At 71.6% G+C, this 15,203-nt stretch carries 13 protein-coding genes; 6 read left to right on the forward strand and 7 right to left on the reverse strand.

Annotation, left to right across the window (positions count from 1 at the left end):
• Positions 1–71: 71 nt before the first annotated feature.
• The 3 genes from AB0B64_RS06870 (at position 72) to AB0B64_RS06880 (ending at position 4,627) form a co-directional block, all read left to right on the forward strand.
• The gene (locus AB0B64_RS06870; protein ID WP_358175278.1) at positions 72–848 is read left to right on the forward strand and encodes a sugar phosphate isomerase/epimerase family protein; all 777 of its coding nucleotides are present in this window, start codon (positions 72–74) and stop codon (positions 846–848) included.
• Between the two features lie 42 nt (positions 849–890).
• The gene (locus AB0B64_RS06875; RefSeq protein WP_358175281.1) at positions 891–1,868 is read left to right on the forward strand and encodes an alkaline phosphatase family protein; all 978 of its coding nucleotides are present in this window, start codon (positions 891–893) and stop codon (positions 1,866–1,868) included.
• A gap of 86 nt (positions 1,869–1,954) precedes the next feature.
• On the forward strand, positions 1,955–4,627 hold the full coding sequence (locus tag AB0B64_RS06880; protein ID WP_358175284.1) for a PEP/pyruvate-binding domain-containing protein: 2,673 nt from the start codon (positions 1,955–1,957) through the stop codon (positions 4,625–4,627).
• 43 nt (positions 4,628–4,670) lie between these two features.
• On the opposite strand, the gene AB0B64_RS06885 is transcribed toward AB0B64_RS06880, so the two are convergent.
• The 5 genes from AB0B64_RS06885 to AB0B64_RS06905 all read right to left on the reverse strand — a co-directional run bounded on the left by AB0B64_RS06885 (position 4,671) and on the right by AB0B64_RS06905 (position 9,855).
• Positions 4,671–5,615 carry a sugar phosphate isomerase/epimerase gene (locus AB0B64_RS06885; RefSeq protein WP_358175287.1) on the reverse strand — a complete coding sequence of 315 codons (945 nt, stop codon included), beginning with the start codon at positions 5,613–5,615 and terminating at the stop codon, positions 4,671–4,673.
• Positions 5,612–6,772 (reverse strand): dihydrodipicolinate synthase family protein, encoded by a 1,161-nt coding sequence (locus tag AB0B64_RS06890; protein ID WP_358175290.1) that lies wholly within the window; start codon positions 6,770–6,772, stop codon positions 5,612–5,614. The genes AB0B64_RS06885 and AB0B64_RS06890 overlap by 4 nt, the downstream gene beginning before the upstream one ends.
• Entirely contained in the window at positions 6,769–7,914 is a 1,146-nt protein-coding gene (locus tag AB0B64_RS06895; RefSeq protein ID WP_358175293.1) for a Gfo/Idh/MocA family oxidoreductase, read from the reverse strand. The genes AB0B64_RS06890 and AB0B64_RS06895 overlap by 4 nt, the downstream gene beginning before the upstream one ends.
• A gap of 72 nt (positions 7,915–7,986) precedes the next feature.
• A complete protein-coding gene (locus tag AB0B64_RS06900; protein WP_357940978.1) occupies positions 7,987–9,213 on the reverse strand; it encodes a ribonuclease D in 1,227 nt (408 codons plus the stop codon).
• 45 nt (positions 9,214–9,258) lie between these two features.
• Entirely contained in the window at positions 9,259–9,855 is a 597-nt protein-coding gene (locus AB0B64_RS06905) for a DUF3000 domain-containing protein (RefSeq protein WP_225289305.1), read from the reverse strand.
• A gap of 652 nt (positions 9,856–10,507) precedes the next feature.
• Here AB0B64_RS06905 and hemE point away from each other — a divergent pair.
• The gene (gene hemE, locus AB0B64_RS06910) at positions 10,508–11,458 is read left to right on the forward strand and encodes a uroporphyrinogen decarboxylase (protein WP_358175969.1); all 951 of its coding nucleotides are present in this window, start codon (positions 10,508–10,510) and stop codon (positions 11,456–11,458) included.
• Here hemE and AB0B64_RS06915 read toward each other — a convergent pair.
• Positions 11,446–12,396, reverse strand: coding sequence for a DUF4349 domain-containing protein (locus tag AB0B64_RS06915; protein ID WP_358175296.1), 951 nt, complete (start codon positions 12,394–12,396; stop codon positions 11,446–11,448). The genes hemE and AB0B64_RS06915 overlap by 13 nt on opposite strands.
• 127 nt (positions 12,397–12,523) lie before the next feature.
• On the opposite strand from AB0B64_RS06915, the gene hemG reads away from it, so the two are divergent.
• Complete coding sequence (gene hemG, locus AB0B64_RS06920; protein WP_358175299.1) at positions 12,524–13,939, forward strand: protoporphyrinogen oxidase; 1,416 nt, start codon at positions 12,524–12,526, stop codon at positions 13,937–13,939.
• Positions 13,932–14,633 carry a hydrogen peroxide-dependent heme synthase gene (gene hemQ, locus AB0B64_RS06925; protein WP_357940984.1) on the forward strand — a complete coding sequence of 234 codons (702 nt, stop codon included), beginning with the start codon at positions 13,932–13,934 and terminating at the stop codon, positions 14,631–14,633. Before hemG ends, hemQ begins: the two co-directional genes overlap by 8 nt.
• 354 nt (positions 14,634–14,987) lie before the next feature.
• Here the strand turns inward: hemQ and AB0B64_RS06930 are convergent, their stop codons facing one another.
• Positions 14,988–15,128 carry a hypothetical protein gene (locus AB0B64_RS06930; RefSeq protein ID WP_358175302.1) on the reverse strand — a complete coding sequence of 47 codons (141 nt, stop codon included), beginning with the start codon at positions 15,126–15,128 and terminating at the stop codon, positions 14,988–14,990.
• Positions 15,129–15,203: the final 75 nt, after the last annotated feature.

The raw sequence follows: 15,203 nt of genomic DNA on the forward strand, positions 1-15,203 counted from the left end.
GGGCGTGGATAGGGGGCGCTTCCGAAGGGGAGGCGCCGCACAGGCGGGACGGTCGCTCGGGAGGGCACGCGATGAAACTGGCGGTCAGCACGCTCGGGATGCCGGGCGATGGGCTCGACAGGGTGATCGAGGTGGCGACCGCGCAGGGTTGCCAGGGTCTGGAACTGCGGTTGCACCCCGACACTGGCGTACACCGGGGTCTGTCGGCGGATGAGCGGTCGTCGGTGCGGCAGCGGGTCGAAGCCGCAGGTCTGGAAATATCGGCGCTCGCCGGATATGTCGGCGTATGCGAGCCGGGCCCGGACGAGCCCGTCGTCGAGGCGCTCGTCGCGGACCTGACGCTCGCGGCCGACTTGGGCGCCCCGGGCGTCCGGGTGTTCCCGCGCGGCGACGACCCTTCCATCGGAGCGCGCAGGCTCAAAGCGGTCTCCGCCACGGCCGCCGGACTCGGTCTGCGGGTGCTCGTCGAGACGCACGACCAGATGGCCACCGGCGCGGCCGTCGCGCGACTGCTCGACGAGGCGGCCTGCCCGGAGACCACCGGCGCGCTCTGGGACCTCCTCCACCCTTGGCGCCACGGCGAGTCCCCGGCCGACACATTGGCGCTTCTCGGCCCGCACCTCGCCTACGTCCAGGTCAAGGACGCGGTCTCCGCCCAGGACACCACGCCGGTGCCGATGTGGACCGGCACGGTGCCGCTGGACGAGTGCGGTGAGCTGCTGCGCTCGTGGGGCTACTCCGGGTGGGTGTCGCTGGAGTGGGAGCGCACCTGGTATCCCCAGGTCGCACCGGTGGAGGAGATACTGCCTGGGGCCGCCGAGTGGGTGCGGCGTTTTAGGAGGGAGTAGCCAGTGACGAGCGACCCGGTGAGGGATCCAGCCAGGGGCTCAGTGAGGGCCAAGGTGCTGGTGGTCGGAATGGACGGCCTGCGCTTCGACCGCTTGGTCGCGCTGGAGCCGCCGGTGCTGAGCGGGCTGATGTCGGCGGGCGCGTACGGGACGAGCCTGCTCCCGTACGGCGAGGCCGCCGCCCCCCGGACCGAGTCCCCCGGCGAGATCGTCCCAGAGGGCACCGCCGCTTCGGGCGAGGGCGCCGCCACTTCGGGGGAGATCTCCTCCAGCAGTGCCGCTTCGGACCAGGTCTCCTCCAGCCGGGTCATCAGGTCGCGGACCGATTCCGGGCCGGGGTGGTCGTCCATCGCCACCGGGGTGTGGCCCGACAAGCACGGCGTCGTGGACAACGCATTCACCAACCCCCAATTCGCGAAATATCCGGACTTCTTGACGCGCGCCAACACGGCCCGCCCCGACCTGACCACCGCGGCGTTCTTCTCCTGGGCGGCGCTCGCGGACCACGGCGCGTTCGGCCCGGCCATCGGCACCCGCCTCGCCCTGGACGGCTACGCGATCACCTGGCCGACCGCCGACAAGCAGGTGACCGAGGCCGCCGAGAACCACCTCGCGAACACCGGCGCCGACCTCACCTTCGTCTACCTGGGCGAGACCGACGAGGTGGCCCATGACCTCGGCCCGCACTGCCCCGAATACACCGAGGCGCTGCACACCCAGGACGCCTACCTCGGCCGCTTCCTCGACGCGATCCGGGACAGGCCGACGTTCGCCGGCGAGCGCTGGACTGTGCTGGTCACCACCGACCACGGTCACGTCGACGAGGGCGGCCACGGCGGCACCTCCATCGAGGAGCGAACGGTCTTCGTCATCGCCGCCCGCCTGGGCGGCGGCGTGAACCTGGGCGGTTCCGGCCTCGGCGGTCCGAGGCTGGTGGACGTCGGCCCGACCGCGCTGGCCCTGCTCGGCATCGAGCCCGACCCCGCCTGGGGCCTCGACGGTGTGCCGCTGGAGGTGTGAGCGACGCCACTGTTCATCAAGTGTTGAATTCTTTGCCGTTAAGCGTGACACTCATAGCGAGACGCTGAACGGTGGGGGTGCGCCCGATGAACACGGCACTAAACTTTTCCGACATCGACGGCGGCATGCTGGCCGAAGTCGGTGGCAAGGCGGCCAACCTCGGTGAGCTGACCCGGGCCGGGCTCCCCGTCCCGCCCGGCTGGGCGCTCACCACCGAGGCGTACCACGAGGTGGCGCAGGCGGCGGGCCTGGACGACGTCATCGCGACCGGCGGCCCGGGCCTCGCGGAGGCCGCCAGGACCCGGCTGCTGGGGGCCCCGATCCCCGAGGCCGTCGCGCGGTCGATCCGCGAGGCGTACACCACACTGAGCCAGACCGTGCACCAAGACGCGGCGCCGGTCGCGGTGCGCTCCTCGGCCACGGCGGAGGACCTGCCGTTCGCCAGTTTCGCCGGTCAGCAGGACACCTACCTCAACGTCGTCGGCGCCGACGACGTGCTCGACGCCGTACGCCGCTGCTGGGCCTCGCTCTGGACCGACCGCGCCGTCGCCTACCGCGACTCCAACGGCATCGACCACGCCTCCGTACGGCTGGCGGTGGTCGTCCAGGTCATGGTCGACGCGCGGACGGCCGGCGTACTGTTCACCGCGAACCCGCTCACCGGACGCAGGCACGAGGCCGTCATCGACGCGAACCCCGGGCTCGGCGAGGCCGTGGTCTCCGGCGCCGTCAACCCTGACCGGTTCGTCGTCGACGCGGCGAGCGGTGAGATCCTCGACCGGCACGCGGGCGACAAGCGGCTGACGATCCGCGCCCTGCCCGGCGGCGGCACGGAACGCGTCGAGTCCGCCCATGACGGCTTCTGCCTGACCGACGAGCAGGTACGCGACCTGGCCGCGCTCGGCACCCGCGTCGAGGACCACTACGGCGCGCCGCAGGACACCGAGTGGGCCATCGACGCCGACGGCGAGCTCTGGCTCACTCAGGCCAGGCCGATCACCACGCTCTACCCGCTGCCCGAGACCACCAGGCAGGGCCTGCGGGTCTACTTCTCCATCAATGTCGCCCAGGGCGTCATGGGACCGCTTACCCCGATGGGGCTGTCCGCGTTCCAGCTGCTCAGCTCGGGTGCCGCCGGGGTGTTCGGCTACGGTCCGGCCAGGGCGCGTGATGGGGCGGCGTTCATGTTCGAGGCGGGTCAGCGCGTCTGGCTGGACCTCACCACGGCCCTGCGCAGCCGCATGGGCCGGGCGATCATGCCGCGCGCCCTGCTGATGGGCGAGGCCAGGGCCGGGGCGGTGCTGACGGACCTGTTCGAGGAGCCCCGGTTCTCGGTGATCCAGACCTCGCGCCGGCCGTTCTTCCGCGCGGTGGCGCACTTCGCCCGCCGCGTACACGCCCCGAAGCGGCTGCTCCAGGCGCTGACCCGGCCCGATCGGGCGATCGCCTACACCAGGCGGATGGGCGACGAGCTGGACCGGCGGCTGCGGGTGCCCGGCTCCGCCACGCCCGTCCAGCGGCTCGACCACGCGGAGCGGATGCTCAGCACCGCGTTCCCGGCGATCGTCTCGCTCATGCCGATCGCGATCGCCGGTTATGGGCTGTTCGGGCTGGCCGCGAAGCTCTCCGGCCTGTCCATGAGCGACATGCAGGACGTACTCCGCAGCGTCCCCAACAACCCGACCACCGAGATGGACCTCGAACTCTGGGCGCTGGCGACGCGCATCGAGCCGGAACCGTTCAGGAACGAGCCGGTGAGCGAGCTCGTACGCCGCTTCAAGGCCGGCGAACTGCCCCCGAAGGCCCAGCAGGGGATCACTGCTTTTCTGGATAAGTACGGGCATCGCGGCATCGCCGAGATCGACCTGGGCGTCGCCCGCTGGTCGGAGGACCCGACGCACATCCTGGGCGTCCTGGCCAACTACCTGCGTATGGAGGGCGGCGCCGACCTCGCGCCCCACGCGCTGTTCGCCAGGGGAGCGGCCGAGGCCGAGGCGGCTGTCGCGCGGATCGTGGCGACTGCTCGCCGCAAGGGCGCGCTCCGGGGGGCTGTCGTCCGGTTCGGGCTGCGGCGGACCCGGATGTTCGCCGGGGTACGCGAGATGCCGAAGTTCTACCTGGTGAAGACCCTGGCCGCGATCCGGCGGAGTCTGCTGGTCGTCGGCGAGCACCTGGTGACCACCGGCGTGCTGGACGCGGCGGACGACGTGTTCTACCTGCGGATCGAGGAGGCGCGGTCGGCCCTGGACGGGGGCGACCTGCGTACCACGGTGATCGAGCGGCGGGCGGCCTACGAGCGGGAGTCACGCCGCAGGCACGTGCCGAGGATCATGCTGTCGGACGGCACTGAGCCCGAGGCCCTGGCGGCCCCCGCCGCGGCGGGCGCGCTGATCGGCAGCGCCGCCTCCGCCGGTACGGTCACCGGCCGCGCCAGGGTGGTGCTCGACCCGGTCGGGGCGCACCTGGAGCCGGGGGAGATCCTGGTCTGCCCGTCGACCGACCCCGGCTGGACGCCGCTGTTCCTCACGGCGGGCGGGCTGGTGATGGAGATGGGCGGCGCCATGTCGCACGGCGCGGTGGTGGCCCGCGAGTACGGCATCCCGGCGGTGGCCGGCGTCCCGGACGCCACCCACCGCATCGTCACCGGCCAGGAGATCACCGTGAACGGAGCCGCGGGCACGGTGACGATCTCCGAGGCCGAGCCGGACCCGGCTGACGAAGCCGCGGCACGGGACGAACCGGCCGCCAGCCCGGCCTGACCCGGTCGCGGTCAGGAGGGGCGGCACAGGACGCCCGGCCGGGTCAGGCGGACACCACCTGGGCGTAGCGGTGCTTCATGGTGGCCACGATCTCGTCCGGGTCGGCGGCCCAGACGTCGGCGTTGAAGATCTCCACTTCGACGTCCCCGGTGTAGCCGGCCGCGGCGACAGCGCGGGTGATCGGCGGAAAGTCGATCACCCCGTCGCCCATCATCCCGCGCCCCAGCAGCACGTCCGCCGGAAGCGGCTGCAGGTAGTCGCACACCTGGTACGACGCGATCCGGCTGCCGGCCCTGGCGATCTCCTCGAACAGCCGCGGGTCCCACCACACGTGGAAGGTGTCGACCACCACCCCCACCTGCTCCTCCGGATACGTCAGGCACAGGTCGACCGCCTGGGCCAGCGTCGACAGGACGGCCCGGTCGGCGCAGTACATCGGATGCAGCGGCTCCAGCGCCAGCTTGACGCCCCGCTCACCGGCGTACGGGGCCAGCACCTCCAGCGCCTCGGCCACCTGCTCACGGGCCCCGGCCAGATCACGCGAGAAGGGCCGCCCCGCGCCGTCGGGGTCGGCCGGCAGCGGTTCACCCGGCCGCACGACCGGTAGCGGCTCACCCGGCAGCGGTTCGCCGGGCCGCACGCCCGGCAGGCCGCCGACGACCATGACCAGGCAGGCCGCCCCCAGCTCGGCGGCCTCGTCGATGGCCCGCCGGTTGTCGTCGAGCGCCACCCGACGAGCCGTCCCGCCTGATGCCTGGCCGCTCGTGCCGGAACCCGGGTCGGCGGGGGTGGTCAGGAAGCCGCCACGGCAGAGCGACGACACGCGCAGCCCGGCGTCGCGGACCAGCTTGACGCTCTCGGCCAGCCCCTGCTCCGCCACCTCCTCACGCCACAGCCCCACGGCCTCCAGACCGTGCCGTACGCAGCCCTCGACGGCCTCCGCCACCGACCACCGTTTGGTCGTCCGCTGGTTCAGGGAGAGGCTCACAGCCCGTTCACCTCCAGCAGCGCCTTCATCTTCCGTACGGCCAGCTCCTGGTCGGCCAGCAGCCCGGCCTGGTCGGCCAGGCGGAAGACCTCCGACAGGTGGACCAGCGAGCGGGCCGACTGGGCGCCGTTCACCATGGCGAACGCGTCCTGGTGGCCGTTCAGCCAGGCCAGGAAGACGATGCCGGTCTTGTAGTTGTACGTCGGCGTCTCGAAGATCTTCCGGGACAGCGGCACGGTCGGCGCCAAGATCTCATCGTAAAGTGCGAGATTTCGGGCGGCCTCCGCGCCGGTGCTCTGTTCGGCGGCGTCCAGCGCCCGCAGGGCCGCGGCCGCCGCCGGCGCGATCGCGTCGAAGATGCCCAGCAGCGCGTGCGACCCCGACTTGATCAACGACGGATAGTTGAAGTCGTCGCCGGTGTACAGCCTGACGCCGGCGGGCAGCGCGGCCCGCAGTCCCACCTCGTGCTCTTCGTCGAGCAGCGACACCTTCACGCCGTCCACCTTCGAGGCGTGCGCGTGGATCAGTTCCAGGAACGACTCCGTGGCCGCCGCCACATCGGCGGAGCCCCAGTATCCGGCCAGCTGCGGGTCGAACATCTGGCCGAGCCAGTGCAGGATCACCGGCCGGTCGGCCAGCCCGAGCAGCTCCCCGTACACCTGGTGGTAGTCCTTGGGCCCGCTCGCCACCCGCGCGAGCTGCCGCGAGGCCATGATGATCACCCCGGCGCCGGCGGCCTGCACGGTCTCCAGCTGCTCGGTATAGGCGGCGGTGATCGCGCCCAGGTCGGTGGCTTCGGGGGCGTGGTCGGTGCCCGCGCCGCAGGCCACCAGCGCGGCGGGGTCGCCGAACGAGCGGGCCTCGGCGGCGCTGCGCCGGATGAGCTCCTTGGTGGCGGCCCAGTCCAGGCCCATGTTGCGCTGGGCGGTGTCCATGGCGTCGGCGACGCGCAGGCCGTACGACCACAGGTGCCGGCGGAACCGGAGCGTGGCGTCCCAGTCGACGGCGGCGGGCGAGCCGGGCGTGTTGTCGCCGAGCGGGTCGGCCACCACGTGCGCGGCCGCGTACACGACCCGGCTCGACGCCGGAGCGTCGACGACGGGCCAGGTCACGGGCTCGCGCAGCGTGTACGCGCCGCCGGGCAGGTCGATGATCACAGGTGCGGCACCTCGATCCGGCGGCCCTCGGCCGAGGAACGCAGGCCCAGCTCGGCCAGCTGCACGCCGCGCGCGCCCGAGGCGAAGTCGTTCGGGAACGGCGCGTCCTCGCACACGTGGCGGATGAACCCCTCCCACTGGATCTTGAAGCCGTTGTCGAAATCGGCGTTGTCCGGCACGTCCTGCCAGCCCTCGCGGAAGCGGGCCGTGGCGGGCAGGTCGGGGTTCCAGACCGGCTTGGGCGTGGCGGCGCGGTGCTGGAAGCGGCAGTTGCGCAGGCCCGCGACCGCGCTGCCGTGCGTGCCGTCCACCTGGAACTCCACCAGCTCGTCGCGGTTGACGCGGACGGTCCAGGAGGAGTTGATCTGGGCGATCACGCCGCCGGCCAGCTCGAAGATGCCGTACGCGGCGTCGTCGGCGGTGGCCGCGTAGGCCTTGCCCTGCTCGTCGACCCGCTGGGGAACGTGCGTCACGGCCTTGGCGTAGACGGACTCGACGCGGCCGAACAGGTTCTCCATCACGTAGTGCCAGTGCGGGAACATGTCGAGCACGATGCCGCCGCCGTCCTCGGCCCGGTAGTTCCACGACGGCCGCTGGGCCTCCTGCCAGTCGCCCTCGAACACCCAGTAGCCGAACTCGCCCCGGACCGAGAGGATCTGGCCGAAGAAGCCGCTGTCGATGAGCCGCTTCAGCTTGAGCAGGCCCGGCAGGAACAGCTTGTCCTGCACCACGCCGTTCTTGACGCCCTTGGCCTTGGCCGCCTCCGCCAGCGCGACCGCCTCCTGGACGGACTCGGCCGTGGGCTTCTCGGCGTAGATGTGCTTGCCGGCCTCGATGGCCTTGAGCACCGCCTTCACCCTGGCGCTGGTGACCTGGGCGTCGAAGTAGATGAGGTTGTCGGCGTCGGACAGAGCCGAGTCGAGGTCCGTGGTGTAGCGGGAGATGTGGTGCTCGGCGGCGATCCGGGAAAGCTTGTCCGCGCTCCTGCCCACCAGGACCGGCCTGAGCTTGACCCGGCTGCCGTCGGAGAGGACGACCCCACCCTGCTCGTTGATGGCCAGGACCGATCGGACCAGATGCTGGCGGTAACCCATCCGGCCGGTGACGCCGTTCATCACGACGCCAATGGTGCGCACGCTCATGAGGATCCTTTCGCGGAAAGCGCTTTCCCGAACGGTAAGGCCGCCCCCGTGGGGGCGTCAAGTGGGCCGTACCTAGAGCTCGCCCTTGCTTTCCAGCCGGGCCAGCGCCTTGGCGAGCGGATGGGCGGTGAGGGAGAGCTGCCATTCGCGGGCGCCGAGCCCGCGCAGCCGGGCGGTCACGGTCTCGTCGGTGATCTCCACCGGCGGCTCCCAGGTGAGTCTGCGGACCGCGTCGGGCTGCAGGAGATTCTCCGTCGGCATCCGATGCTCGTCGGCGAGCGCGGCCACGACGGCGCGCGCCGCGGCGAGCCGCTTGGCCGCCGCCGGATCGCGATCGGCCCAGCGGTTGGCCGGGGGCGGCCCGTCGCCGGGCGTGCTCGGCTGCGGCAGCTCGGACTCGGGCAGCCCGCGCGCCCTGCTGACCGCGGCCAGCCAGTCGGTCATGTGCCGGCGCGCGCTGCGCCCGGTGAACGCCGAGATCTCGGTGAGCGCCTTCTTGGTGCGCGGCACCTCCAGCGCGGCCGTGACGATCGCCGAGTCGGGCAGCACCCGGCCGGGCGCCAGGTCGCTCTCCTGGGCGATGCGGTCGCGCATGGTCCACAGCTCCCGCACGATCGCCAGCGCCCGCATGTTGCGTACCTTGTGGATGCCCGACGTGCGCCGCCACGGATCGGAGCGGGGGACCGGTGGCGGGGTGTTGAGCACGGCGGCGAACTCCTCGCGCGCCCACTCCAGCTTGCCGCTCTCCACCAGCTCGCCGTGGAGCACGTCGCGGAGCTCGACCAGCACCTCGACGTCGAGCGCCGCGTAGCGCAGCCAGTCTTCGGGCAACGGCCTGGTCGACCAGTCGGCCGCCGAGTGGCCCTTCTCCAGCCGCAGCCCCAGCACGGTCTCGACCATCGTGCCGAGCCCCACCCGCTCGTAGCCGAGCAACCGGCCCGCCAGCTCGGTGTCGAACATGTCACGGGGCCGGAACCCGACCTCCAGCAGGCACGCCAGGTCCTGCGACGCGGCGTGCAGCACGATCTCCGCGCCTGAGACGGCCTCGTCCAGCTCCGACAGGTCGGGGCAGGCGATCGGGTCGATCAGCGCGCTGCCCGCGCCCGCCCGGCGCAGCTGCACCAGGTACGCGCGGTTGCCGTAGCGATAGCCGGAGGCCCGCTCGGCGTCGACGGCCACGGGACCGGTGCCCGCCCGGAAGGCCGCGACGACGCGCGCCAAAGAGGCGCCGTCTTCGACGACCGCCGGGATGCCCTCGCGTGGCTCCAGCAGTGGGACGACGGTTCGTTCTTCTGTCATGAGATCACCGTTCTCATGACGCTTGTGCGGTATTGACTGGTGCCCTCACTTCGTACGGTCACTCTCCGGATCTTCACGTCGGCGTGGCATGGCGGCCACGTCGGGAGGGAGCGGCGGGATCCCGGCCGCCAGGCACATGAGGTCACACCACGCTGCGACATGGCCGGAGAGATCCTCATGCGCGGGCGACCAGGATGCCCTCAGCTCTAGCTCGGTGGTGACCGGGTCTTCGGCCTTGTTGCCGAACCCCTCGGACACGGCTCTAGTCACGGTACCGCCAGCGGCGGAGTAGTCGGCCTGATGAGCCTCGAGCGCTTCGGTGAGCCAGCTCCACGCGACGGGGCCGAGCAGGGGGTCGGAGGTGATCTCCGGCTCCATGTCGGCACGGACATAGGCGACCAGCCGGAACGGACCCTCCCAGCCGCGCTGGCCGTCGGGGTCGAAGAGCAGGATCAGCCTGCCGACCGCGAGTTCGTCGTCCTCGCGGTAGACCGAGGCGCCGATCGCGGCCGAGAAGGGGGCCAGCCGCTGGGGCGCGGGCAGGTCTTCGAGCTCGATCTCCGGCCTGACCTCGGCCTGGCGCAGGCTGTCGACCGCACGCCTGAAGGAGGCGGGGGCCGGCGGCTGCTCACCGAGGGTCATAGCCGAAGCGTAGGTCGAAGACGGGCGGAAGGGGACCACGGGGGTGCTCATAGTTCGCGATCAAACCGATGCCATAGCTAGCTGACGGACCGGCAGGGTGATCCCGCCTAGGACGATCGCGTGGCCGCAGTCGACACAGGCCCACTCCGGACACTCGCCCGGCTCGTGTCCGTCGAGACACGGAGGCTGCTCGAACAGCCGCATGCCGGCGCAGGGAGCGCAGTGCTCACTGCGGTGTTCTGGGGAACCCCACAACGCGGTCATCGCACCGGAGCCTTTCTTCGGGTCGTCGCTCCGACGTTGGCACGGCACGCTGACAATTCGCCGCAACGCGCTCGGCGTGTCCCGAAAGTGGATGCTGAATCGATGCCGCGCGGTGGCTTGGCCAACTTTTGGTCCAGACGAGACCGGCTTTCTGGTCGCCCATGGGGTGTGTTCGACCCGTGTGGGGCGCCGATGCCGAGCCGACCGGTAAACATCCATCTGGCTATCTGATCATGATTTTGGTCGTTCAATGCATACTTTTCCGACACGTCGCGCCGGTGAACGGACCGGCACGAGGTCATGGGACCCTTGAGAGGTGAATCTCGCCGACTCAGCGTTCCTTCGCGCCTGCCGCCGTCAGCCCGCACCGCACACCCCGGTCTGGTACATGCGGCAGGCCGGGCGGTCGCTGCCCGAATACCTGAAGGTTCGCGAGGGCGTGCCCATGCTGACCGCGTGCGCGACGCCCGACCTCATCGTCGAGATCACCCTGCAACCCGTCCGCCGCTACGGCGTCGACGCGGCCATCTTCTTCAGCGACATCGTCGTGCCGCTCAAGGCCATCGGCGTCGACCTCGACATCAAGCCGGGAGTCGGCCCGGTCGTGGCCGACCCCATCCGCGACGCCGCCGGGATCGACGCGCTGCGCCCGCTGGAGCCCGGCGACGTCCCCTACGTGACCGAGGCGATCCAGGCGCTGACCGGCGAGCTGGGCGCCACGCCGCTGATCGGCTTCGCGGGTGCGCCGTTCACGCTCGGCTCCTACCTCATCGAGGGCGGGCCGTCCAAGAACCACGACCGCACCAAGGCCATGATGTACGGCGAGCCCGCGCTGTGGCACGCGCTGATGGACCGGCTCAGCGCCATCGTCCTGGAGCACCTGCGCATCCAGGTACGGGCCGGGGCGTCGGCCGTCCAGCTGTTCGACTCGTGGGTGGGGGCGGTGGCCCCTGAAGACTACCGGGAGTTCGTCCTGCCCCACACCCGCCGCATCTTCGACGGCCTGGCCGACCTCGACGTGCCGCGCATCCACTTCGGCGTGGGCACCGGCGAGCTGCTGGGCCTGCTCGGCGAGGCCGGGGCCGACGTGGTGGGCGTCGACTGGCGGGTGCCGCTCGACGAGGCCGCCCGCCGCGTGGGGCCGGGCAAGGCGCTGCAGGGCAACCTCGACCCCGCCATCCTGCTGGCCCCGTGGGAGGTCGTCGAGCGCAAGGCGCGCGAGGTGCTGCGCCGGGGCGAGGCGGCCGAGGGTCACGTGTTCAACCTCGGCCACGGCGTACTGCCCTCGACCGACCCCGACCAGCTCATGCGCCTGACCGACCTGGTTCACGAAGCCTGAGTCTCCACCGGGGTTGCCGCTGCTGGGCGGGCCGGGCGGCGCCGCCGTACCAGGACGACCGTCAGCACGATCACCGGCACGACCACGATCATCCAGGGCAGCAGCACCCCGACGACCGTCAGCGCGACCTTCACGGCCCCGACCAGGCCCCTCCAGCCCGACTTCAGGCCGCCGAGGAAGCCGGCGGGCTCCTCCGACGGCTCGTTCACGACCGCGACGGGGCCGACCAGCCGGAGCGTGAGGGTCGCCATGCCGACCTGGGTGGCCAGCTCCTTCTGCTGGGACTGCAGCGACTCCAGGTCGGCCTCGCGGTCGGAGATCTCCCGCTCGACCTGCAGCACCTGGCCGATCGTGTCGGCCTTCTTCAGCAGCGTACGCAGCGAGTCGAGCGCCTGCTGCGCCGACTTCAACCGGCTGTTGACGTCGGCCACCTGCAGCGTGACGTCCTGGGTGCCCTGCTGGACCGACAGCTGCTTGCCCAGGTTCTTGCCGAGCGCGGCGAGCACCTCGCCGTAGCGGGCGGGCGGGATCTTGAACTCCAGCAGGGCGCTGGCCTCGCTGCCCTCGGCCGAGTTCGACTCCTCCTTCGACAGGTAGCCGCCGGCCGCGGTGACGATCTGCTTGGCCTGGAGCGCCGCCCCCGTGACCTCCTTGGCCCGTACGGTCATGCTCGCCGTGTAGATGACCTGGCGGTCCTGCTGGGTGACCTTGACCTTCGAGGCGATGTTCTCGACGGACTTGGGGGCTCTGCGTTGCGGGGTGGAGGCACTGTCCTGGGCGGCCTTCGACTCTGTCTGGCCGGACGCGGCCGCTTCGGGGGCCGCCGCCTGGGACACGGCCTGGCCGGACATGGCCGACTCGCTACCGCCGCAGCCGGACGCCAGGACCAGGATCGCGCAGGCGGTCGATAACGCTATGCCGTACCGGAATCTCTCCATGCACCTAAGACGAGTGGTGACTCCGGCGGGTTTGACCACGGGCGTCACGGTCAGGTCACATGCTTGATCCAAAAGTGGGTTCCCCCGAGGGGCTGGGCGAGCGCCACAGACGGTAGCGTCGGGAGGCGTGGCAGGGAAACAAGCGCACGTGGTCGTCATCGGGGGCGGGATCTCCGGCCTGGCCGCGGCGTGGCACCTCAGACAGGGCGCGGGCGAGCGCGTGAAGGTGACCGTGCTGGAGGGCAGTCCGCGCATCGGCGGCAAGCTGCTCGTCTCCGAGGTCGCGGGCATCGACGTCGACGCCGGCGCGGAGTCCATGCTGGCCAGGCGGCCCGAGGGCAAGGAGCTGGCCAAGGCCGTCGGGCTCGGCGACGACCTGGTGGACCCCGGCACCACCCGCGCCGCCGTCTACAGCAGGGGCGCGCTGCGGCCGATGCCCAAGAAGCAGGTCATGGGCGTGCCCGCCGACCTGATGGAGCTGGTCAGATCCGGCATCGTGTCGCCCGGCGGGCTGGCGCGCGTGCCGCTGGACCAGATCCTGCCCCCCACGCTGGTACGTACCGACGTCTCCGTCGCCTCCTACATCAGGGCCAGGATGGGCGGCGAGGTGCTCGAGCGGCTGGTCGAACCGCTGCTCGGCGGCGTCTACGCGGGCCGGGCCGAACGGCTGTCGCTGGAGGCCACGATGCCGGCCATCGCCGCCGCCGCGCGCTCCGAGCGTTCGCTGCTCGCGGCGGCCAGGCAGATCGTGGAGGAGGCGCCCCGCGACGCGGGACCCGTGTTCACCTCGCTCAGGACCGGGATCGGCAGCCTGCCGGAAGCGGTCGCCAAGGCGTCGGGCGCCGACATCAGGACCGGCGTCACCGTACGCGAGCTGCACCGGACCGAGCACGGCTGGCGGCTCGTGACCGGCCCCGTGCCGCGCCCCGAGGTCATCGAGGCCGACGCGGTGATCGTCGCCACGCCGGGACCCGCCGCCGCCAGGCTGCTGCGCACCGAGGCGCCCAAGGCGGCGACCGAGCTGGACCGCATCGACTACGCCAGCATGGCCATCGTCACCCTCGCCTACGCCGTCGACGCCTTCCCCACACCGCCGACGAGCAGCGGCTACCTCGTCCCGCCGGTCGAGCGGCGGCCGGTCAAGGCGGTGACGTTCAGCTCGGTCAAGTGGCCGCACCTGGCCGGCGACCTGGTGGTGGTGCGCTGCTCCATCGGCCGGATCGGCGAGGAACACCTGCTCCAGCGCGACGACTCCGAACTCGTCTCCCTGGCCACGGCCGAGATGGGCGACGTCATGAGCGTACGCGGGCTGCCGGTCGACACCCGGGTGTCGCGCTGGGGCGGGGCGCTGCCGCAGTACGACGTCGGCCACCTCGACCGGGTGGCCCGCATCCGCGCGGCGGTCGCCGTGCAGCCCGGCCTGGCGGTGTGCGGGGCGGCCTACGACGGGCTCGGCATCCCCGCGTGCGTCTCCACCGCCCGCACGGCGGCGGCCCGGATTCTGGACCACCTCTCGCCGGAAGGACAATGGACCCATGACTGAGGGCGCACCGCGGCCGAAGGCCCGCGATCTGAACCAGGTGATCCGCTACACGATGTGGTCGGTCTTCAAGGCCACCGACCGCTGTCCCGCCAACCGTGACAGCATGACCGGCGAGGTCACTGAGCTGCTCGAACAGGCGGCGCTGAAAGACGTTGTGACCCGCGGCCTCTATGACGTGGCGGGGTTCCGGGCCGACGCCGACTACATGTTCTGGTGGCACGCGCCGACGGCCGAGGACCTCCAGGACGTCTACTCCCGTTTCCGCCGCACCGAGCTCGGCCGCCACAGCGCGCCGGTCTGGTCGGCGATGGCGCTGCACCGGCCGGCCGAGTTCAACAAGTCCCACATCCCGGCCTTCCTGGCCGAGGAGGAGCCGCGCGCCTACGTCAGCGTCTATCCGTTCGTCCGCTCGCTGGAGTGGTACCTCCTCGACGACGCCGAGCGGCGGTCGATGCTGGCCGAGCACGGTCACATGGCGCGTGACTACCCGGACGTCCGGGCCAACACGGTGTCCTGCTTCGCTCTGAACGACTACGAGTGGATGCTGGCCTTCGAGGCCGACGAACTGCATCGGATCGTCGACCTGATGCGTCACCTGCGGGGCGCCAAGGCCCGCGAGCACACGCGCATCGAGGTCCCCTTCTACACGGGCGTGCGCAAGCCCGTCCAGGAACTCATCGCGGCACTTCCGTAACCTCAACCTCCCTGTTCACTGGCGCCCCGAGTTGGGGGATCCAACTGAATTGATCTACCGCTCCTTGCCACAATCGGGGGAATCCCTTGCCTGTGCGGTGCGAGGGTGTCCACGTTCCAAGGGGGCGGGCCGGGTGCGGCGGTCGGAAGGGCACACCTCTGGGCGACACGCGGCGGACCATGCCGATCTGCGGAGCAGGCTGGGACGGGAGCGGCCTTCGCCGCGGAGAGAGCCGTTCGACGCGCCTCCGCTGGGACGGGAGTGGTCCGATGTGCCTCCGCCGGGCAGGGAACGGTCCGACGGGCCTCCGCCGGGACGCCCGGAGCGTCGCGGGGGGACCCGGCAGGCGGCCGGTCACGGGTCGGCGCGAAACTCGCCGCGGAGGTCGCGGCGGGCCGGGCGGCGGCGTCGTACGAAGGCTCGGCGGCCGTGGGCCTTGGGGTTGTCGGCGGGGGCGTTGGTGCTGGCGGGCGCGATCTTGGGACTGCTGGGCACGGACGGCCTATTCGCCGGTCCGTTCGCTGGGCCGCTGGCCGGCCCGCTCGGCGGTGGGCTGACGGCCCGATCGGA

Origin of the sequence: Nonomuraea sp. NPDC049129, assembly GCF_040648495.1 — a bacterium.
GTDB lineage: Bacteria > Actinomycetota > Actinomycetes > Streptosporangiales > Streptosporangiaceae > Nonomuraea.